15 protein-coding genes and 1 pseudogene are annotated in these 19,133 nt (G+C 66.7%); 10 read left to right on the top strand and 6 right to left on the bottom strand.

Annotated elements, in window-relative coordinates:
- Position 1: 1 nt before the first annotated feature.
- The 3 genes and pseudogenes from IEY60_RS36415 to IEY60_RS27940 all read left to right on the top strand — a co-directional run.
- Positions 2-1,003: pseudogene (locus IEY60_RS36415) on the top strand (CPBP family glutamic-type intramembrane protease); the annotation flags it as partial.
- Positions 1,004-1,154: 151 nt separating this feature from the next.
- Positions 1,155-1,493: a helix-turn-helix domain-containing protein gene (locus IEY60_RS27945; protein ID WP_189033541.1), complete on the top strand. Its 339-nt coding sequence runs from the start codon at positions 1,155-1,157 to the stop codon at positions 1,491-1,493.
- A 716-nt stretch (positions 1,494-2,209) separates the two neighbouring features.
- Positions 2,210-4,996 (top strand): cation-translocating P-type ATPase, encoded by a 2,787-nt coding sequence (locus IEY60_RS27940; RefSeq protein ID WP_189033479.1) that lies wholly within the window; start codon positions 2,210-2,212, stop codon positions 4,994-4,996.
- A gap of 52 nt (positions 4,997-5,048) precedes the next feature.
- Here the strand turns inward: IEY60_RS27940 and IEY60_RS27935 are convergent, their stop codons facing one another.
- Both IEY60_RS27935 and IEY60_RS27930 read right to left on the bottom strand, forming a co-directional pair.
- On the bottom strand, positions 5,049-5,192 hold the full coding sequence (locus IEY60_RS27935; RefSeq protein WP_189033478.1) for a hypothetical protein: 144 nt from the start codon (positions 5,190-5,192) through the stop codon (positions 5,049-5,051).
- A gap of 421 nt (positions 5,193-5,613) precedes the next feature.
- A complete protein-coding gene (locus IEY60_RS27930; protein ID WP_189033477.1) occupies positions 5,614-7,659 on the bottom strand; it encodes an erythromycin esterase family protein in 2,046 nt (681 codons plus the stop codon).
- Between the two features lie 457 nt (positions 7,660-8,116).
- On the opposite strand from IEY60_RS27930, the gene IEY60_RS27925 reads away from it, so the two are divergent.
- Both IEY60_RS27925 and IEY60_RS27920 read left to right on the top strand, forming a co-directional pair.
- Entirely contained in the window at positions 8,117-8,713 is a 597-nt protein-coding gene (locus IEY60_RS27925) for an Rv1733c family protein (RefSeq protein ID WP_189033476.1), read from the top strand.
- 215 nt (positions 8,714-8,928) lie between these two features.
- On the top strand, positions 8,929-9,078 hold the full coding sequence (locus IEY60_RS27920) for a hypothetical protein (RefSeq protein WP_189033475.1): 150 nt from the start codon (positions 8,929-8,931) through the stop codon (positions 9,076-9,078).
- A 20-nt stretch (positions 9,079-9,098) separates the two neighbouring features.
- On the opposite strand, the gene IEY60_RS27915 is transcribed toward IEY60_RS27920, so the two are convergent.
- A complete protein-coding gene (locus tag IEY60_RS27915) occupies positions 9,099-9,584 on the bottom strand; it encodes a universal stress protein (RefSeq protein WP_189033474.1) in 486 nt (161 codons plus the stop codon).
- Positions 9,585-9,841: 257 nt separating this feature from the next.
- Between IEY60_RS27915 and IEY60_RS27910 the strand changes: the two genes are divergently transcribed.
- Positions 9,842-11,203, top strand: a complete 1,362-nt coding sequence (locus IEY60_RS27910) for a dienelactone hydrolase family protein (protein ID WP_229740183.1) — start codon at positions 9,842-9,844, stop codon at positions 11,201-11,203.
- Positions 11,204-11,357: 154 nt separating this feature from the next.
- Here the strand turns inward: IEY60_RS27910 and IEY60_RS27905 are convergent, their stop codons facing one another.
- From IEY60_RS27905 to IEY60_RS27895, 3 genes are all read right to left on the bottom strand, one after another.
- Positions 11,358-11,561: a hypothetical protein gene (locus tag IEY60_RS27905; RefSeq protein WP_189033472.1), complete on the bottom strand. Its 204-nt coding sequence runs from the start codon at positions 11,559-11,561 to the stop codon at positions 11,358-11,360.
- 754 nt (positions 11,562-12,315) lie between these two features.
- Complete coding sequence (locus tag IEY60_RS27900; RefSeq protein WP_189033471.1) at positions 12,316-12,699, bottom strand: hypothetical protein; 384 nt, start codon at positions 12,697-12,699, stop codon at positions 12,316-12,318.
- A gap of 50 nt (positions 12,700-12,749) precedes the next feature.
- On the bottom strand, positions 12,750-13,463 hold the full coding sequence (locus tag IEY60_RS27895) for a dienelactone hydrolase family protein (RefSeq protein ID WP_189033470.1): 714 nt from the start codon (positions 13,461-13,463) through the stop codon (positions 12,750-12,752).
- Between the two features lie 565 nt (positions 13,464-14,028).
- On the opposite strand from IEY60_RS27895, the gene acsA reads away from it, so the two are divergent.
- From acsA to IEY60_RS27875, 4 genes are read left to right on the top strand one after another with little or no spacing between them, the layout of a single operon-like run.
- A complete protein-coding gene (acsA, locus tag IEY60_RS27890) occupies positions 14,029-15,819 on the top strand; it encodes an acetate--CoA ligase (RefSeq protein WP_189033469.1) in 1,791 nt (596 codons plus the stop codon).
- The gene (gene pdhA / locus IEY60_RS27885; RefSeq protein ID WP_373291773.1) at positions 15,816-16,799 is read left to right on the top strand and encodes a pyruvate dehydrogenase (acetyl-transferring) E1 component subunit alpha; all 984 of its coding nucleotides are present in this window, start codon (positions 15,816-15,818) and stop codon (positions 16,797-16,799) included. Before acsA ends, pdhA begins: the two co-directional genes overlap by 4 nt.
- The gene (locus tag IEY60_RS27880) at positions 16,796-17,767 is read left to right on the top strand and encodes an alpha-ketoacid dehydrogenase subunit beta (RefSeq protein WP_189033468.1); all 972 of its coding nucleotides are present in this window, start codon (positions 16,796-16,798) and stop codon (positions 17,765-17,767) included. Before pdhA ends, IEY60_RS27880 begins: the two co-directional genes overlap by 4 nt.
- Positions 17,767-19,113 carry a dihydrolipoamide acetyltransferase family protein gene (locus tag IEY60_RS27875; protein ID WP_189033467.1) on the top strand — a complete coding sequence of 449 codons (1,347 nt, stop codon included), beginning with the start codon at positions 17,767-17,769 and terminating at the stop codon, positions 19,111-19,113. The genes IEY60_RS27880 and IEY60_RS27875 overlap by 1 nt, the downstream gene beginning before the upstream one ends.
- The last annotated feature ends 20 nt before the right edge of the window (positions 19,114-19,133 follow it).

Here is a 19,133-nt window from a genome sequence, read left to right as displayed (position 1 = left end):
GATGAGTGTGGCCGGTCGTGGGCGTACTGCTCCTTCCAGTCGCCGATGCATGGAACCTCGCCCAATACCCGGGCGAGTCAGTCGTCCGGTTGTCAACCGCGTGCCAGTTTTCTGCTTTCGGCGGCTGATTCATCGGCGCAGGATGTCGGGTAGGGGCCTTTTCAGGGTGAATTTCCGGGTCTTTCCGGGATTCGGAGACCGAAACCTCTTGCTACGGTCCGTGCATGAACCGAGATTCCTGCTCTCCAACAACGAATTCTGGTGTGCGTGGCCGGTTGTCGACGTCGCGATCGAAGCGAAGGCGGGTAGGCAGGGATTCTGTTGTCAGAGGTGGTGGGCAGCCATGACCACAGTCCGTGCGCGCTGCAGTTCTCCCGGATCGGCTGTCACCGATGTCGCGTGGTTCTTCGCGATCGCCATCGTGCTGTGCTACGCGCTGTCTGTTCCGATGGTCTTTCGGCTCGTCTCCACGGACTTCAACAACCTGATCGTTCCGATCCTGCAACTGACCCCGCTGCTCGCTGCGATCATCATGTGGCTCGCCCGACGACCCGGAACGTTCCGAGAGACATTCGCCACCGGGTGGCGCGGCACACCCACGTGGGCCGGCATCGGCATCGGCCTCATCACCGCGATCGCCGCCGTCCAGGCCTGCATCGCACTGGCATTGGGGATCTGGCCGCTCAACCCGCTCGACCAGATCTTGGCGGCGACAGTATGGGTCATCCCGGTCTTCCTCATGCAGTCGGTCTTCGCTATCGGAGAGGAGTTCGGCTGGCGCGGCTGGCTGGCGACCCGCGCCGCGGCATGGGGTTTCTGGCCGCTGGCCCTTGTCAGCGGTGTGGTCTGGATCGTCTGGCACCTGCCGGTGATTGCCGTCATCGGAGACCGCCCACCGTGGGATATCGTCATCTATTTCGTTGGCATGCTGCCGTGGGCGCCGTTGCTGCTCGCACTTCGTTGGCGGTCGGGGAGTGTCTGGCCGGCAGTCATGACGCACGGAGCGATCAACAGCGTCCGGGTGTACCTGCTGCAATCGGTCCCCAATGCGACAGATCATCTGCTTATCGAAGTGATCGGCTGGGTGCTGACGCTCGCCGCTGTGCTGTGGCTGATGCGCACCAGCCCGGCGCCGGTCGTCCAGGGAGCCGCGGATACGAGTCGGGCAGGCCCTCGACCGGATCACCGACGGAGAAACCAGCCTCGCCGACCTCGCCGCACACCTCGGCTTCGCCGACCAGGCACACCTGACCCGCACCGTCCGCGAACACCTGGGTCACACCCCCACCGCCCTGCACCGACTACTGACCCCACCCTCCAACCGCGCCGCTGAAGAGCCGCACCGGAGTGACGCTGATCGTGGCCGACGCAAGCTTTGGGCGCCCGGCCGCAGGGCGCTGGGCCGCGCTCACCATGTGGTGAGTGGCTGGCGTCGACAACGAGGCCAGCCACTCAAACAGAATTGTGTCACCTTGGCGCGGGCGGTCAGTTAAGGACATGTATTCAGTCGCGGAAGATGCAATACGGCTGTGCGAGCCTTCGCGAATTCAACGACTACCCGCGGTACGGTCGCGAATCTTGTCCGAGGTGGCGCGGCTAGATTGCTGGTGGGGCAGCCCGAGGACAATTAGCTTATTGATCAGGTGGGATGGTCGGCAGCGCAACGCAATTGAGTGTGGCCGTTGGTCGCGGGCCATCACGGCAGGTTTCCTTCGTCCGGTGGCCTGCGACCGGCTGCTCGGACCGAGTCGAGACTGCGTGGGGGTGGGGACTGGCCGAACGCGCAGCGGGCGTTGCTCGATGCGTTCACAACAGCGGTCGGCTACGACCACCTGGGGCAGATCGGGATCGAAAGAGCGCGGGACCGCGCGAAGGCGGCATGGGGCACGCTCGGGTTGGCACAGGAGTCCGAGGGCGTCGCGTTGTGTGACCTTTGGTCCTGGTCGCGGGTCGAGCGCATCAGCTGCACTGGGAGCAGAAAGGAGCGGTCGATGCATGCGGTTGAAGTGGTGGTTCCGCTCGTTGCTGTCGGTGTCGGTGTAGGCGCCGCGTCGGCATTGTGTTCGGACACGATCCTCGGGCCTGAACGACGCCTGTACCCGCCGATCGGCGGCGGTGATCCCGGTCGTGCTGAACAGGAGATTCCGCACGCGAGGCGGTGTCACATCGGGCGGCGGGGTCGCTGAAGCGATGACAGCGAGGTGCTCGGATGTCTGACGATATCGGCAACGGCGCTGTGGGCGTCGAAAGTGTCGAGGCTGAGTCCGGTGTTCGGCTGGATCCGACCGAGCAAGTCGACCTGCTGTTGCGTGACCTGCGGAGCGCGCGATCAGGCTTGACCGCGCGGGAAGCGCGTCGGCGATTGGAGCACGTCGGGCCGAACCAGCTGCATCGACGAGGTCGTCGCCAGTGGCCGCGAGAGCTGATTCGGCAGTTCACTCATCCGCTGGCGTTGCTGTTGTGGGCGGCGACGGGGCTGGCCTGGGCGGTCGGCATCGTGCCGATCGCGATCGCGATCGTTGTGGTGATCGTGATCAACGCGGCGTTCGCGTTTGTACAGGAGCAGCAAGCGGAGAAGGCCGTGGAGGCGCTGGCGGCCTATCTGCCGATGCGTGCATCAGTGCTGCGCGACGGTTCGGTCTGTGATGTCGATGTAGCGCAACTGGTGCCCGGCGATGTGCTGTTCATCAGCGAAGGCGATCGGATCTCGGCGGACGCTCGCCTACTCGATGGTGGAATCGAGGTTGATGCATCGGCGCTGACCGGGGAATCGATGCCGGTGTTCCGCGCGGCGGATCTGGTCGACCATCAGGTCCCGCTGCTGCACGCGAGGGACCTGGTGTTCAGCGGCACGGTCTGTACCGAGGGTGAAGCCCGTGCTGTCGTGTTTGCCACCGGCATGCAGACCGAACTCGGCCGAATCGCGGCCTTGTCGGAGCGGGTGGAGCGAGAAGAGAGCCCGCTCGAGCACCAGGTCCGGCGAGTGGCGTGGTTGATCGCGTTGGTGTCGGTTCTGCTCGGTGTGGCGTTCATTCCGCTCGCGACCTTGGCCGCGGGTCTTTCGTTTCTGAACGCGGTCGTTTTCGCCGTCGGACTGTTGGTCGGCAACGTCCCCGAAGGCTTGTTGCCGGTCATCACCTTGGCGCTCGCAATCGGGGTTCGGGAATTGGCACGTCGCGGTGCGGTGGTCAAACGGCTGAGCGCGGTGGAGACCCTCGGGGCCACAGATGTGATCTGCACCGATAAGACCGGCACACTGACCGAGAATCGTATGCGGTGCACGGTGGCCGCTACCAGCACCGGAATCGTTGATCTCACCATCGAACAGCCGAGATCGGACACGACACTCACTCGACTGGCTATAGCGATGACCGCATGCAACAACGCACACCTCGGCTCCGGCGAGGGCGACGCGGTCGGCGACCCGACCGAGATCGCGATGCTCGCCACCGCCGCCGCGCTAGGCGTCCCAGGGGATTCGGAGGCGCTCGGATGGCGGCGGTTACGCCAGTTCCATTTCGACTCTGCCCGCAAACGGATGTCGACCCTGGACCAAGGCAGCGGTGGTTGCGTGCGCGTGCACGCCAAAGGCGCGCCGGAATCGCTGTTGCCTCGCTGTAGCAGCGAACTCGACGCCGACGGCGCACGACAGCCACTCACAGCGGCGCGCAGGCATGCACTAGCCGACCAAGTCGATAGTCTGGCCCGGCGCGGGTTGCGTGTGCTGGCGGTCGCCGAACGCGGCATCGACGACTCCGCAACGCCGCCCCAGAGCAGCGACCAGGCCGAACGGGAACTGACTTTGCTGGGTCTGGTCGCGATGCTCGATCCACCGCGACCCGAGGTGGTCGCGGCGGTCACCGCCTGTCACACCGCCGGCATCCGCGTCATCATCATCACTGGCGACCACGGCCTCACGGCCGCAGCCGTGGCCGCGCAGGTCGGGATCACCCGCACCGAACCCACTGTCGTCACCGGCAGTCAACTGGATCGGATGAGCGAGGACGACCTCGATGCACTTCTCGACGGCGACGACGATCTGATCTTCGCCCGCTCGTCTCCGGAAGCGAAACTCCGCATCGCCGATGCGCTCCGCGAGACCGGGCACGTCGTGGCAATGACCGGAGACGGCGTCAACGACGCACCCGCCCTGCGTCGCGCCGATGTCGGGATCGCCATGGGCCGCAGCGGTACCGACGTCGCGCGGGAAGCCTCCACCATGGTGCTCACCGACGACAACTTCGCCACCATCATCGCCGCGGTACGGGCCGGTCGGCGGGTCTATGACAACATCCGCAAGTTCATCTTCTACATTTTCGCCCACGCTACCCCGGAGATCACACCCTTCATGGTGTTCGCGCTGTCCGGCGGCGCGATCCCACTACCACTGACTGTGCTGCAGTTGCTGGCCTTCGACGTCGGGACCGAAACTCTGCCCGCGCTGGCACTCGGTCGCGAGCCGTCCGAACCAGGCCTCATGCGCAAACCCCCGCGCTCACGCGCCGAGTCGGTGATCAGCGGCCCCATGCTGCTGCGTGCTTGGCTGTTCGTCGGTGTCATTTGCGCGGTACTGGCCATGGCCGGGTTCTTCTATGTGCTTGTACGTGCCGGGTGGCAGCCCGGTGAGCCCACCGGTCCCGGCGAGCCGCTGCATCACGCCTACCAGCAGGCGACCACCATGACCTTCCTCGGACTCGTCGCCGGGCAGATCGGCACGGCCTTCGCTGCCCGCACCGAGCGAGTGTCCCTGCGATCGATCGGTGTGTTGTCCAACCCCCTGCTGCTGTGGGGCATCGCCTTCGAACTCGCTCTCGCCGCGGCCATCATCTATCTGCCACCGCTACAAGCCGTCCTCAGCACCGCGGCACTGACTCCCGACATGCTTGCCTTCGCCGCCCCCTATCCGGTGATCGTCTGGGGAGCCGACGAAATCCGCCGCTGGGCGCTGCGCCGTCATACCGGTCACGAACCCATGGGTGCACCGTCAGCGGATTGAGCGGCCGATATGACCGGCGGCGCCGTTCGTCCGGGTGGAACCATGCCGGGAATCAGGCATGGCGGGTGGGTGAAGTCCCGGCGGTGATGCGCTCGTCGACGTCGCCGGCGGCGTCGACGACAGTGCGCAGGTCCTCGCGCAAACGCTTGGTGCCGACTACCCGGGGTTCCCAGGTGGTCGCGATCGCGCAGTCCACGGTGCCCGCGATCGAGGACGCGCTGCAGTCGTTGCTCGGTGCCGGCCGGTGGGAGCCGTCTCGTGGAGAGGTCGTCGCTGGCGGAACTGGTAGTTGCTCCGCGTACAGCTGAAGGCCACATGGAGCACATACCGACCAAACTCGGATTTACATCGCGAGCGCAGATGGCGGCGCGGTTCGTCGACCAAACACGTTCTCCGAGAACATGATTTTCATCGCGGCCAGCAGCCCGGCCAACGCCGGGATTTCGAAGAGATGAGGGTGCCGACCGCAGGTCCGACACCGATCGGGTCCGCGGGGCGCGGTTCATCGTGCCGGGCAGCAGTAGCCCCTCCAGTCGATGTCGCTGCTTCGCTGTCCATGGCCTCGGCTCTCCATCTCGCTGGACTGGCTGCCCACCGCGAACTATCGGCGGCCCGGACTAGAGACCCGTCGGATAGGTCTCCGGTGTTCGGCCCGCGTGCCATCGGCTGGTGGGCTCGAGTGGCCGAAGTGCGGTGGTGTGGTCGAGATGGATCAGCGCGTCGAACTGGTCGACGGCGCGGGTATGGAAATAGTGACTCTGTCGTTCGGTGCCCGGGCGGTACACCACGCCGATGGCACGTTGCAGCCGCGGCTGTTCGAGTGCGCGCGCTGCGGCGTTGCCGGTGTCCAGGCGGATCATGAACTCGCCGACACCGACATCGTGCAGCACGGTCTCCACGCTGGAAGGCAATGCGGGGCGGATGGTTTCGTGGACGGCGGCACCGCCCCACTCCTGCGCCGCGGTGACCGATCCGCAGTAGGTGCTCCAGCCGATCGTCCGGCACTGCGGGCCGTGGCGCTGTCGCATGAGCTGACCGACCGTCACCTGTCCCTCAGCTCCCATTTCGGTGGACCGTGCGTCCCCGACATGTGAATTATGTGCCCAGACAACGACTTTCGATGGCCGGTCGGAGCCGAGCGAGTGGGCCGGGTAGATGGAACGCAGGTGTTCGCGCAGGGCGTCGATGGTGTCGGCCATGTGCTGGTCACGCAGGTTCCACGACGTGGTGTGGTCGCCGAACATGGTGCGGTAGTAGCTCTCGGCGTTGCGGACCGACCACGCGTTGCGAACGGCGTCGAAGAGATCGTCGGCGGCGACCGGGTCGGAACCCGCGTCGGCGAGCGCCCGACGCTGGAGGTCCACCAGCTGCGCGACGACCTGATCCTCGCACGATCTGCCCGCGCCGAAAGCCGCACCGTATCCGTAGGTGCGGGCATCGTCGCCGTTGGCATGATCGAAGCAGTCGTAGCGAGCCCTGGCGCGTTGTGCGGCCGGCCGATCCGTCCGGTCGAGGTATCGGATGACCTCGTTCATCGAGCGGTGCAGGCTGTAGAGGTCGAGTCCGTAGAAGCCGGCGGTGGGTTCGTCGTTGCGCACCTGGCCGTCGTTGTGCTCGCGCAGCCAGCCGACGAAATCGCGCACCACGGTGTTCCGCCACATCCAGGCCGGGAATCGCTGGAATCCGCGCAGCGCCTCTTCGGCGGTGGTGTCGCTTCCGCGAGCGTGGACATAGCGATTGACGCGCGCCGTATCAGGCCAGTCCGCCTCCACCGCGACCGCGCCGAACCCTTTGCTCTCGATCAGCCACTTCGTCATCTCGGCCCGTGCGGAATAGAACTCGTGTGTCCCGTGTGTGCTTTCGCCGATCAGCACGATGCTCGCGTCGCCGATGAGGGCGTCGAGCTCGTTGATCGGTGGCAGGCCGGCGGGAGCGGCGATCGCGCACGACCGGATCGCCTGCACCGGGTCGGCGGGTGCCTGCTCCGGTGCGGTGGTCGGGGTGGCGAGCAGAGTCCGCACCTGCTCGTCGGTGACTTGGGTGAAGTCCCAGAAAGACGCGCCGACGGCCCGGAACGGCGAGGGTATTGTCGCGCACACGACTTCGTCGACCATCGCGCCGAGTTCCCGGCAGGTCGATTCCGGCGCCGCCGGGACCGCGACGACGATCCGCCGAGGTTCCTCGGCTCGGATCGCATCGACCGCCGCGAACATGCTCGCGCCGGTGGCGAGGCCGTCGTCTACGAGTATCACCGTGCGTCCGGTGACCTCGATCGGACCGCGGCCACCGCGGTATGCGGCCTCTCGCCGCGCCAGCTCGGTCGCTTCGGAGGCGGCGACCGCGCGCACTTGCTCAGAAGTCAGGTGCAATGCACGCACAACGTCGTCGACGAGGACGATACGTCCGCCTGCCGACAGCGCGCCGAAGGCGAACTCCGGGTTCCCCGGAGCGCCCAGCTTGCGCACCATCAGCGCGTCCAGGGGCGCGCCGAGGCTGGTGGCGACCTCCCAAGCCACCGGGATGCCGCCACGGGGGAGCCCCAGCACGACTACGTCCGGGTTGCCCCGATAGTGCTCTAGCAATTCCGCGATGACCCGCCCGGCTTCCGCGCGATCGCGGAAGATCCGTCGGGAGGAATCCTCGCGCAAGATGATCGGATTCATTGGTTGCCTCTATTCGGGCCGACCCTCACTTCCCACGCCGCGGGACAGGTAGGGGTTGTTCGTCGATCGCGGGCTGGTTCGGGTCAGGGCTTCCTCACGGAGAGATAGGTGGTGACGATAACCATCACTGCGAAGATCGCGGCGATGATCACCGCGGCAACTGTCCAGCTCATGACGGCTCCTTGTCGACGGATAACCGGTGGTCTGCCTCCGATTCTCGATGTCGGCCTGCGTCGTCGATACAGCACTTGGTCCCCTCCTGAGGAGGCGTTGGACCGTGCGCAGCGGAGGCGTCTCGTCGAGATCCCGTGGTCGTCGGCAGGGTCTTCGGATCGTGGTCTCGTCGCAAGACAGGACGATCTGCTCAGCCGGGCGATGACTTTCGCCCCTGATTCGCCGTCGCGAATCCGGCGACGCTCGATGTGGAACAGTGGCCCGGCCGAAAGAGGTGATCACGATGACGTCGTCGACGTTTCGAGCCGACGCCGTGTCCGCCCGGATTCTGCGCTGGTGGCGATGCCGGCCCTGGAGTGTCAGCCCGCTGATGCGATGGCCGGATCGACTCCTGTCGGCGGTGCGGCTCGTGGCTGCCGTGGTGGTGGTGTCCTCGATCCCGATCGCCTTGGCTCTAGGCACCGGCACCTACACCGACGATGCCGCGCGAATCCGGGCCGACAACGCGGAAGCCGTCTCCGCCGAGGCGGTGATATCGGACCGACCCGAGTTCACGCAGAGCCAGGGGTGGCGGGCGAAGGCTCGGTGGGAAGGAAGCGCCGGACAGGTCCAAGACATCGTCGCGGTGCCCCGGACCGCTTCGCAGGGCGACCGGATCACGGTGTGGCTCGACGGCGCCGGCCACGCCACCGAGGCGCCCAGGCCGCCTTTCGTGGCCGTCATGAACGGCATCGGGGTGGCTGTGGTGGTCCTGGTCGGCTCCGGGTTGTCGATGTGGTTTCTGGTTGTTCTCGGCGATCTTTTCGTGGACTACCGGCGCGGCGTCGGATGGGATCGGGAGTGGTCGGCGATGCGCCGACCGACCCAAGACGACCGGTGAGTGGGCCGTGGCGATCTCCACACACAACGCGTGCGCCGAGGGGTCGCAGCACGTCCACCGCGGCGTGTAGCCGCGCGGATCGGGTCCGCAGCTCGTGTGCAGCCGTGCGCTGAGCGCGTTGCGGGCCCGTCGGGCAGCGATCACCATATCGACGACAGCGTCGTGGTCGTCGTGACCGACCACGATCTGCCGTCCATGATCGTTCCCACGTCCCGGTGACCTTCGCGATGGAGGAGTTGTTCTCGCCGGGCCTGCTCAGCCGGACCTTCGCCGCCATGCCATCGAATCTGTACCGGCTCTACTACGGCGCCGCGTCGGACATCGCGGGCGAGGTGCGCCTGCCCGGCGGCCCGGCACGCACATGATCTGCTGCTTGCGGGAGGGCTCATCGGACCCGCCCGACAATGGGCGGTGTGAGGGGCCACTCAGCGCGGGGGACGACCATCACCGGGCAGCGGGCATGGTGGACAGGGGTATTGCTTGTCGATCCGCGCAGCAGTCCCCGGAATTCGCCCCGACCGCGGTTGCCCACCACCAGTAGACGTGCGGTCCGCGACCACTCGAGCAGATGGTGCGCGGGGCCGTACCGGTGAACTGCTGGGCCACCTGCACATCGGGGATGGTCTTCGCCCAGCCGGCGGGCTGCGCGGACAGCACCGCCGACGCGGCGTCGTGGGCGTCGGGGTCGGTGAGGAGGTCGGGCATCCCGGTGAGCCGAACGAATCGCAGATCCGTCCGGCAGTGCACGGCGATCAATCAGGGCTGGGGCGGCAACCTCGTGAGTCAGCTCGGTCTCGATACGCAACCGTGGGTCCACTTCGCAGGCGATACGGCGCGCCGAGTCGAGGAAGGCGGTGCCCCGCTGCCGCATTGCTGCGGTGCCCGGAGGAATGAACAGGTCGAACGGTCCGAAGACCGACCGCGACAGCGGAATCGCAACCGGGCTGTCCCTTCATTCGAATAGGTGCTCCAGGCGAGAACCAGGGACTACGGACCTGTCGGGGCAGGACTTTGGTCGCAGCGCCTCTGGGGCGTCGATCGGGGACCAACGTCACCGTCCCTGGCGACGATCGGGCCTGGCGACGATCGGCGCGGAAGCCGACGCTGAAGTCGACGGCAAGGAGGATCGTGATGCAGTTCGAAGACAGGCGTGACGCCGGCCGCCGACTCGCGGCGCGGTTGCGGACTCGATACGACGGCGATGTCGTGGTGGTCGGACTCCACGGGGGCGGCGTTGCCGTCGCCTACGAGATCGCGTGCGATATCGGCGCGCCGCTGGAGGTCGTCGTGGTGCGCACGCTGCGTGTGCCGCATCAGCCCGTGCACGCGTTCGGTGCGCTGAGCGAGGACGGCACCACAGTGATCGACAACAGGGAGGTGACGCGCGCGCGTCTCACCCGCCACGAGATGGCGCAGGTGCAGCGCGACGCACGCCACGAGATCGATCGGAGCTCGGTGTTCCTGCGGCAGATCCAGCCGCGGGTGCCGCTCGGCGGACGCACGGTCGTCGTGGTCGCCGACGGGAGCGCGACAGCAGCGGCGATGCGCGCTGCCTGCCGGGATGCGCGAGCTCGTGGTGCGCGATGGGTCGTCGTGGCCCTTCCGGTGGCGCCGCGATCGGTCGTGGCCGAGGTGTCCGGAGACGCGGACGACACGATCTGTCTTGCGCCGACCTCGTCGTACGCGGCGGCCGCGCGAAGCTACCGAAGGTTCGACCAGGTGTCCGACGCCGACGTCGCGGAGCTGCTTCGCCGAGCCGCCGGGCGGTCGTCGAATCCGGCGCACTTCGCGCAGACCCCGCCGCCGTGGGACGAAATGGTCCGGATTCCGGCGGGCGACGCGATGCTGAACGGGCACCTCGCCGTTCCGGAGCATCCGATCGGGATCGTGCTGTTCGCGCACGGCAGCGGCAGCAGCCGGCACAGTGCCCGCAACCGCTTCGTCGCCGAGGTGCTGAACCGGGCAGGAGTAGGCACACTGCTTCTCGACTTGCTCACGCCGGACGAGGAGGGCGACCGCGCCCGGGTCTTCGACATCGCGTTGCTGTCGCGGCGGCTGGTCGCCGCGACCTCCTGGCTGGCGGGCCTCGGCCCGATCTCGGAGCTGCCCATCGGCTACTTCGGCGCGAGCACCGGTGCTGCGGCAGCGTTGCGGGCAGCCGCGGATCTCCGCACACAGGTCGCCGCGGTCGTCTCGCGCGGTGGACGGCCCGACCTCACCGGCTCCCGCCTCGCCGAGGTTGTTGCGCCGACCCTGCTCATCGTCGGGGGAGCCGATTCCGCTGTCCTGGCGCTGAATCGCGAGGCTCTGCAGGCGATGTCGTGCGATGTTGAGCTCACCGTGGTGCCGGGCGCCACCCACCTGTTCGCCGAACCCGGCGCGCTGGAGCGAGTCGCCGAGCTCGCCCGCGACTGGTTCGTCGAGCGGCTGAGCATGACCATGCCCGCAAGGCCGGACGACTCGAACGGCGAACACCGGACTCGGTTCTGAGAAGGGAGACGATCGATCGGCGACGCCCCACCGCGAGACCGGATCGTCTCCTGACCCCGCCGGACCGGTGCGATCTTCACCGGGGTACTCGAGTTGTACGACATCAGCCGGTGGTGTGGGATGACCAGCCGTTGATCGATAGTGGCGGTCGCGATCAGGAGCACTTCCGCAACGCGATCCGGATCATGTTCTCCAATCCGTCCAGCGCCGCACCGGACGAGGTCGCGTGCGCGCACGACAGATTCGGATAGTCGACGCAGGACGCGACAAAGGCGCGGTGTTGCGGCGACCAGCACACATCCCAGCTGATACGGAGTAGTCGATGCTCGATTTCCTCGGCGGGGCAGATGGTATTCATACGGTTGATTCTGTCGGAGTGTGACGACCTGCACAGGATCGAAAAGTCTCTGACATGGAAGGCTTTCGTCATCGTCGGTCTCCACTTCCGACCTGTCTCGGTTGCGTCGAGCGAACCGGCCGACGTCGTCGCGGTGATCGAGCCGCAGAGCGATCGCCGATATGCGGGAGACTCACTCGCGAAGTCGGTGCCGTTCCACGCCGATGTCTGCCGAGAGTACTGAGTTACCTCCTGGAGGGACCTTTTCCTCTGTTAGCTGTGCTGTTGCGGTGCTGGGATCGGACTTCGCACAAGCCAAGCAGGCGTACCGACTCGGAGGGTTCCAGTGGGTTCTTCAGTGAATGATGCGAGCTTGTCTTCTGATCCGATGCACGGCGGTGGGCGCGGTGCTCGCCGCACAATGATCTCTTCGCTATCGGGCGCCTCGACCCGCACGACGTCGCCATAGATCTCTATCGCTGTGAAACGGCTGGGTGTTGTGGACCGACGGTGCGCGTATCGTGATCTCCGACGCATCCCGACACGTTGCCGCATCCGGGACCACAGACATGTCGAGCCTCCTTCCCACACCGTCGGCGTGTCGAGGATGTTCTCTGTGGGCGCACCCAGTTTCTCTCCGGCATATGTGCGTCAACCGTCGCCGGTACCGCTTGCACCGCGGTGTCCAACGCGTCCTGGTGGAAAAGATCGTCGGCCGTGTAACTGGACAGGCCCAGTTCCGGGAAGACGGTGACTACGACGCCCTCCTCAGCCGTCAGTGCAGCTGCAGGGTGTGTTTGCCTTCGTCCATCGCGCGGCGCACCTCGGTTCGGGACACGTGGAAGCTGCCACACTCACAGGAGGCCGGGAGTTGGTCGTCGGTGAGCGGTCCGCCGTTCAGCAGATCGATGTAGCGGGTCCCGTGCGTGGCACGGTGATGTGGTTCGTCGACGAAATCTCGCCGTCCGTGCGCATGCGGACCGACGACTGATTCGTACACGGCGCCTGCGGCGGTGTCGTACACGGCGGCGACGTGGTGGCTGCGACCGCAGCGTACCCGCAGAAGTACGTGGCTGTCGCGTTCGGTGCCGAGTTCGTCGACCGCGCGGCGGGCGACCCGGTGGCGTTCGGAGGGGCTCGCGGTGTCTTCGGTGTTCATGGCTTCCTTCCTTTCGCGGGGTCAGCTGGTATTGCGGCGGACCGGATGCGTCAGGCACCCTTGCCGCCGGTTCGCGGTGTCTTCGGCTCGGCAGGATCTGGTCGGCGCAGGTGCTCGGTGAACCACATCGCCGACAAATAGGACTCCCATTGGGCGAGTTGGCTGCCGGTCGGGCGGCGCCCGGGAGCGGACATGTCGGTGACGCGGTGTTCGCACCGCATGCTCGCGGCCGCGGAACGGTTGTGTGCCAGTACTTGTCGATCTCCGCCGCCGATCAGGAACAGCGTCGGAGCGGTGATTCGGGCCAGCCGAGCACCCGCCAGGTCCGGGCGGCCGCCCCGGATGACAACGGCGTCGATCCTGCTGTGCGGTTCGGCGGCAGCCCACAGGGCCACAGGGGCGTCGGAGCCGAGACCGAAGTAGCCGACGGGGAGATCGCGACATACCGTCGTCCACAGCCAGCGCCGTGCTGCGGTCAATCTGCTGCCCAGAAGGCGGACGTCGAAGATTCTGTCGGCGTCGTGTTGTTCGGTGGGCAACAGCAGGTCGACGCTCACCGAGGCGAGGAAGTGGCTCGCCAGGGCCTGGGCAAGAACCACATTGCGTCGGTCGCTTCGCGTACTTCCGCTGCCGTGCGCAATGACGACCACTCCGAGTGCCTCCGGTGGCACACGTAGCCGTCCGAGCAGGTCGATCCCCGCCGCGTCGATCGTCACTTCGAGGTCGTAGGCGAGAACAGGATCGACGTTGTGAGCGAGCGTCACCGTTTCCTCCTGAGTTCGATACCAGTCAGTCTCGATCCGCGCACGTGGTGGCGAAAAGTGCCACAGGTCGCCAACCCATGGGACGGCCGGCCCTAGGCCCGAACGTCCGGATCTTGATCGGATCGAGGAGTCCGAAACAACAGCCGAGGAGTTGATCATGAGTAATCTGCCTGCCCCATCCTCACCGTCTCGATCCCGGTGACCGAGCCCGAGAAGGCGCAGGAACGTCATATCGCCGTCGAATCGGGCGGGTAACAGCAGATCACCGAGTGCCGGTGGAGCACTACGCGTCGCCTCGAGCTCCAGGTGAGAAATGTCCGATCGCCCGTTCGTAGCGGGACCAACGGCACTATCACGGCGAGCGAGCGGATCGGAGCATGGGCGGTGACAAGGAAACCAGCAAGGAGGCACGTCATGCATGCGAAACCAGGTGACTGGCTCGTCATCGAGGGACATGTCGTCGGCGGCCGCGCGGTTCTCCTCGATGCAGCATCAGCCGAGTCGTCCGGTCTGAGCGCGGGCGCGACCTCGACCCCCGTTTCGAGACGAGGATGAAAGGACGGAAATGACCGAACCCGGCACCCCGCGCAACGACACGATCACCGTCGGGTCGACGGGCACACAGAGCTCGCGACGTGGTCGGGCGAATCTGCGTGACTACGTCTCGACGTGTCGCGAGTTCTCGTGGGACGCGGCGCGCTCGCAGCTTGCCGGGTTGCCGGGTGGCGGTCTCAACATCGCCTACGAGGCTGTCGACAGACATGCCGCGGGTCCCGGAGCGCACTCCATCGCGTTGCGGTGGCTACGGGCCGACGGCGGCGTGGTGGAATCGAGCTACGCCGATCTGGCCGAGGCGAGCAGCAGGTTTGCGAATGTGCTTCGGGCACAAGGGATCAAGCGAGGCGAACGGATCGGGGTATTGCTGGGCCGTTGTCCCGAACTGTATATCGCGGTCCTGGGCATCTTGAAGGCTGGATGCGTGGTGGCGCCGATGTTCTCCGCGTTCGGTCCGGAGCCTGTCCGACAGCGGCTCGACATCGCCGGCGCTGCCGCGTTGATCACCTCCGAGCCGCTCTATCGGCGCAAGGTGGCGCCGATCCGGGACGCGCTGCCCGCTCTGCGGACGGTGCTGCTCACCGACGGCGGGTCAGGGGGAGTCGACCTGCCCGCTGCCATGGCCGCGGCCGACCCGGACTACGAGCTCACGCCTACGACTGCCGACGACCCTGCCCTGCTGCATTTCACCAGCGGTACGACCGGACGACCCAAAGGGGCACTTCACGTCCACGGTGCGGTACTCGCGCATATCGTGACCGCACGTTTCGCCCTGGATCTGCAGGACGGGGACATCTTCTGGTGCACGGCGGATCCCGGCTGGGTCACCGGGATGTCCTATGGTGTCATCGCGCCGCTGTGCCTGGGAGTCACCTTGATCAGCGACGAGAGCGAGTTCGACGCCCGGCGGTGGTATCGAATTCTGACGGCCCATCGAGTATCGGTGTGGTATACCGCGCCTACCGCTCTGCGCATGCTCATGCGTAGCGGCGACACGTTGCCCGAAGGCACCGACTTGGGGTGTCTGCGGTTCATCGCCAGTGTGGGGGAGCCGCTCAACCCAGAGGTGGTGGTGTGGGGCGAGCGCGTCCTGGGTCATCCCGTGCACGACAACTGGTGGCAGACCGAGACCGGCGCGATCATGATCGCCAACTTCGCCGCCACACAGGTGAGACCTGGATCGATGGGCCGACCTCTGCCCGGTATCGAGGCGGCCGTGGTGCGCCGTGGTGCGAATGGACGTGCGCTGGTCCGTGACGGCACGATCGATTTCGCCGGAGTGGGAGAGATCGGCGAGCTCGCGTTGCGTGCCGGCTGGCCGTCGATGTTCCGCGCCTACTGGGACCAACCCGAGCGGTATCAGCGGTGTTTTGTCGATGGGTGGTATCTCAGCGGCGATCTGGCTCGCCGCGACGGTGACGGCTACTACTGGTTCGTCGGACGCGCCGACGATGTGATCAAGTCGGCCGGACACCTGGTCGGGCCGTTCGAGGTCGAGAGCGCCCTGATGCGGCATCCAGCGGTCGCCGAGGCCGGTGTCATCGGCACGCCTGATCCTGTCGCCGGAGAAGTCGTCAAGGCATTCGTGTTGTTGCGGTCCGGTGTTCGTCCGTCGGAGGAGTTGCGATCCGAACTGACTGCCTTCGGCAGGCGCGCACTCGGTGCGGTGGCGCCCAAGCAGGTCGAATTCGTATCGAGCCTTCCACACACCCGCAGCGGAAAGGTCATGCGCCGGCTGCTGAAGGCGCGCGAACTCGGCCTTCCCGAGGGTGATGTCTCGACATTGGAGGGGGCACCGTGACCCGCCCCGACCACCCGCCGGACAGCGCGCAGCGCATCGATCTGCTGCGTCAGATGGTCCGCATCCGCCGATTCGAGGAACGCTGCGTCCAGCTCTACAGCGAGGGAACCATTCGCGGATTTCTCCATCTGTACATCGGTGAGGAGGCGGTCGCAGCGGGCGTGCTCAGCGCTCTCGCACCCGAGGACGCGGTGGTGTCGACCTATCGCGAACACGGGCACGCGCTCGCGCGCGGTGTTCCCATGAGCGCGATCATGGCCGAGATGTACGGCCGCGTGAGCGGCTGTAGCCGTGGGCACGGCGGATCGATGCACCTGTTCGATGCCGAACGTCGCTTCTACGGCGGCAATGCCATCGTCGCCGGCGGCCTGCCGATCGCGGTGGGGCTGGCCCTGGCGGACGCCGCCCGGGAACGACACGCGGTGACGGTCTGCCTGTTCGGCGACGGCGCGATGGCCGAGGGAGAGTTCCACGAATCGCTGAATCTGGCGGCGCTGTGGCGGCTTCCCGTGCTGTTCGCGTGTGAGAACAACCGATACGCGATGGGCACTGCCCTCGCCCGCGAACACGCTGTGACCGACCTGGCCCTGCGCGCCGCCTCCTACGGCTTGCCCTCCTGGCCGGTCGACGGCATGGATGCCTGTGCGGTGGCCGCAGCGACCGACCGGGCCGTGGCAACTATCCGGGGAGGCGGCGGACCGTGCTTCCTCGAGCTGCGAACCTATCGCTTCCGGGCGCATTCGCTGTACGACGCAGACCGCTATCGCGACAAGGCCGAGATCGCACAATGGGTCCGGCGAGATCCGATTCCCGCACTGTTCGCCCACCTGCGCGACGCGGGTGATCTCGGCGACGACGATCTCGAAGCGCTCGAGCGAGCCGCCGACGACGAAATCGACGCCGCTGTCGCCGTGGCCGACGCCGCCCCCGTCGAACCGGCCGAAGATCTCACACGCTACGTGTACACGGAGTTGCCATGACGACGACATACCGTGACGCGGTACGTGAAGCGCTGCGCGAGGCGATCATCCGAGACGAACGAGTCTTCCTGATGGGGGAGGACGTCGGCGCCTACGGCGGTTGCTTCGGCGTCAGCCGGGGTCTGCTCGACGAATTCGGCCCGGGCCGGATCAGAGACACCCCGTTGAGCGAGTCGGGCTTCGTCGGTGCCGGCATCGGCGCGGCGCTCGGGGGATTGCGGCCCATCGTCGAGATCATGACCGTGAACTTCAGCCTCCTGGCTCTGGACCAGATCCTCAACAACGCGGCTACGCTGCGCCACATGTCCGGTGGACAGCTGTCGGTCCCGCTGGTGATCCGGATGGCCACCGGCGCGGGACGGCAGCTGGCAGCCCAGCATTCGCACAGTCTGGAGTCCTTCTACGCCCATATTCCCGGGCTCCGTGTGGTCTCGGCCGCGACGGTCGCCGACGCCCGCGGCATGCTGTGGACCGCTCTGCAAGACCCTGACCCGGTGCTGATCTTCGAGCCGATCGCCCTGTACAACTCCGAGGAGGATCTCGACGAGAGCGCAGGCGCAACCGATATCACCCAGGCGCGGATCAGGCGGCGCGGCTCGGACGTAACCGTCGTGGCTTACGGTGGCGCGCTGCGGGTGGCGGAGGCAGCCGCGGAAGAAGTGGCTGCCGACGGGATCGTTGCCGAGGTCATCGATCTGCGAGTCCTGCGACCATTGGACGAGGCAACAGTGCTGGAATCGCTGGGCCGAACTCATCGACTCGTCGTCGTCGATGAGGGCTGGCGGAGTGTGGGGATCGCCGCCGAGATCGCCGCGCGCGCCGCCGAGGACGCCTACTACGAGCTCGACGCCCCCGTGCGCCGTGTGTGCACGGCCGAGGTTCCGATCCCGTACGCCTCACACCTGGAGCAGGCCGCGCTGCCCCAGGCCGCCGACGTCGTCGCTGCGGTGCGCGAGGTGGTGGGGTGATGGCCGAGTTCCGCATGCCGTCGTTGGGGGCGGACATGGAGCAGGGCACCTTGCTGCAATGGCGAGTCGGTCCCGGCGATGTCGTGCACAAGGGCGATATCGTCGCAGAGGTCGACACCACCAAGGCCGCGATCGAAGTGGAATGCTTCGAAGACGGAACCATCGGGGAACTGCTCGTGCCGGAAGGAACCACCGTGCCGGTGGGCACCGTACTGGCGACCATTCGACCGGTCGATCACCCCGCCACCGAGCACCCTTCGTCACTCGAGCAGCCTGCAAGTGACTCCGCGCCGCGAGAGGTCACCGGCCCGACTCCGATCGACCAGGTGCGGGCCACCCCGCTGATCCGGCGTTTGGCGCAGGAAGCGGGTATCGATCTGTCGACTGTTCACGGTTCCGGGCCCGATGGACGCGTTCTGCGCGGTGACATCGACAACGCCGTCGCCGCTCGCGACATCGCGCCCGATTCCCCCAGGACCGACGGTGCGACGCATCCGTCACCCCATATCCGAGCGTCCGGACGTGCCCGTGACTTGGCGACCCGCCGCGGTGTCGACCTCTCCGCTCTCCACGGCACCGGACCCGACGGCGCGATCAGATCCGGCGATGTCGAGCAGGCAAGTGAACAGGGGCCGCCCATCGAGGTCGCTACGCCCCCGCCGTCGAGCGGTGGGCCGCGGGACCGGGCCGCGATACGCCGAGCCGTGGTCACAGCGATGACACGGTCCAAGCAGACCATCCCGCACTACTATCTGTCTGCCACCATTGATCTCGATGCCGCGACCGCGTGGTTGCACGCGGTGAACGAGGCCGCGCCGGTGCAGGATCGGATGATCATGGCCGCGGTGCAAATGCGGGCGGTGGCGCTGGCCGCGCTCGCCGTGCCCGAGCTCAACGGCCACTGGTTCGATGATGTGTTCCATCCGTCCGGGTCTGTCGATCTCGGTGTCATCGTCTCCCTGCGCGGAGGTGGCCTGATCGCTCCCACCATCGTCGGCGCCGACACGATCCCGCTTCGTGAGCTGATGGTTCGGCTCCGCGGTGCGGTCGACCGGGCGCGTTCGGCACGGCTGCTGTCCTCGGATGCCGCGCCGGCGAGCATCACCGTTACGAATCTCGGCGACCTCGGTGTCGACACGGTGTTCGGGGTGATCCCCCCGCCACAGGTCGCGATCGTCGGCCTCGGAGCCGTCAGTCAGCGACCGTGCGCGGTGAACGGGCTGCTCGGAGTCCGCCCACAGGTGACGATCACCCTGTCCGCCGACCATCGTGCGAGCGATGGCGCGGTGGGCGCGCGCTTTCTCAATACGATCGGCGACCTGCTGCAACACCCGGAGCAGTTGTGAATCAGAGAGGTGTGAACGAC

The sequence above is a fragment of the Nocardia rhizosphaerihabitans genome, from assembly GCF_014646295.1.
GTDB lineage: Bacteria > Actinomycetota > Actinomycetes > Mycobacteriales > Mycobacteriaceae > Nocardia > Nocardia rhizosphaerihabitans.
Note: the sequence above shows the minus strand (reverse complement) of the source record. Positions and strands in the feature narration are given on the sequence as shown.

What these genes read in the sequence shown, in the direction of transcription:
- IEY60_RS27940 (WP_189033479.1), top strand. Translation starts at nt 2,210, where the DNA reads ATGTCTGACGATATCGGCAACGGCGCTGTGGGCGTCGAAAGTGTCGAG.
- IEY60_RS27930 (WP_189033477.1), bottom strand. Translation starts at nt 7,659, where the DNA reads ATGAATCCGATCATCTTGCGCGAGGATTCCTCCCGACGGATCTTCCGC.
- IEY60_RS27925 (WP_189033476.1), top strand. Translation starts at nt 8,117, where the DNA reads ATGACGTCGTCGACGTTTCGAGCCGACGCCGTGTCCGCCCGGATTCTG.
- IEY60_RS27915 (WP_189033474.1), bottom strand. Translation starts at nt 9,584, where the DNA reads ATGCGGCAGCGGGGCACCGCCTTCCTCGACTCGGCGCGCCGTATCGCC.
- IEY60_RS27905 (WP_189033472.1), bottom strand. Translation starts at nt 11,561, where the DNA reads ATGAATACCATCTGCCCCGCCGAGGAAATCGAGCATCGACTACTCCGT.
- IEY60_RS27900 (WP_189033471.1), bottom strand. Translation starts at nt 12,699, where the DNA reads ATGAACACCGAAGACACCGCGAGCCCCTCCGAACGCCACCGGGTCGCC.
- acsA (WP_189033469.1), top strand. Translation starts at nt 14,029, where the DNA reads ATGACCGAACCCGGCACCCCGCGCAACGACACGATCACCGTCGGGTCG.
- IEY60_RS27880 (WP_189033468.1), top strand. Translation starts at nt 16,796, where the DNA reads ATGACGACGACATACCGTGACGCGGTACGTGAAGCGCTGCGCGAGGCG.
- IEY60_RS27875 (WP_189033467.1), top strand. Translation starts at nt 17,767, where the DNA reads ATGGCCGAGTTCCGCATGCCGTCGTTGGGGGCGGACATGGAGCAGGGC.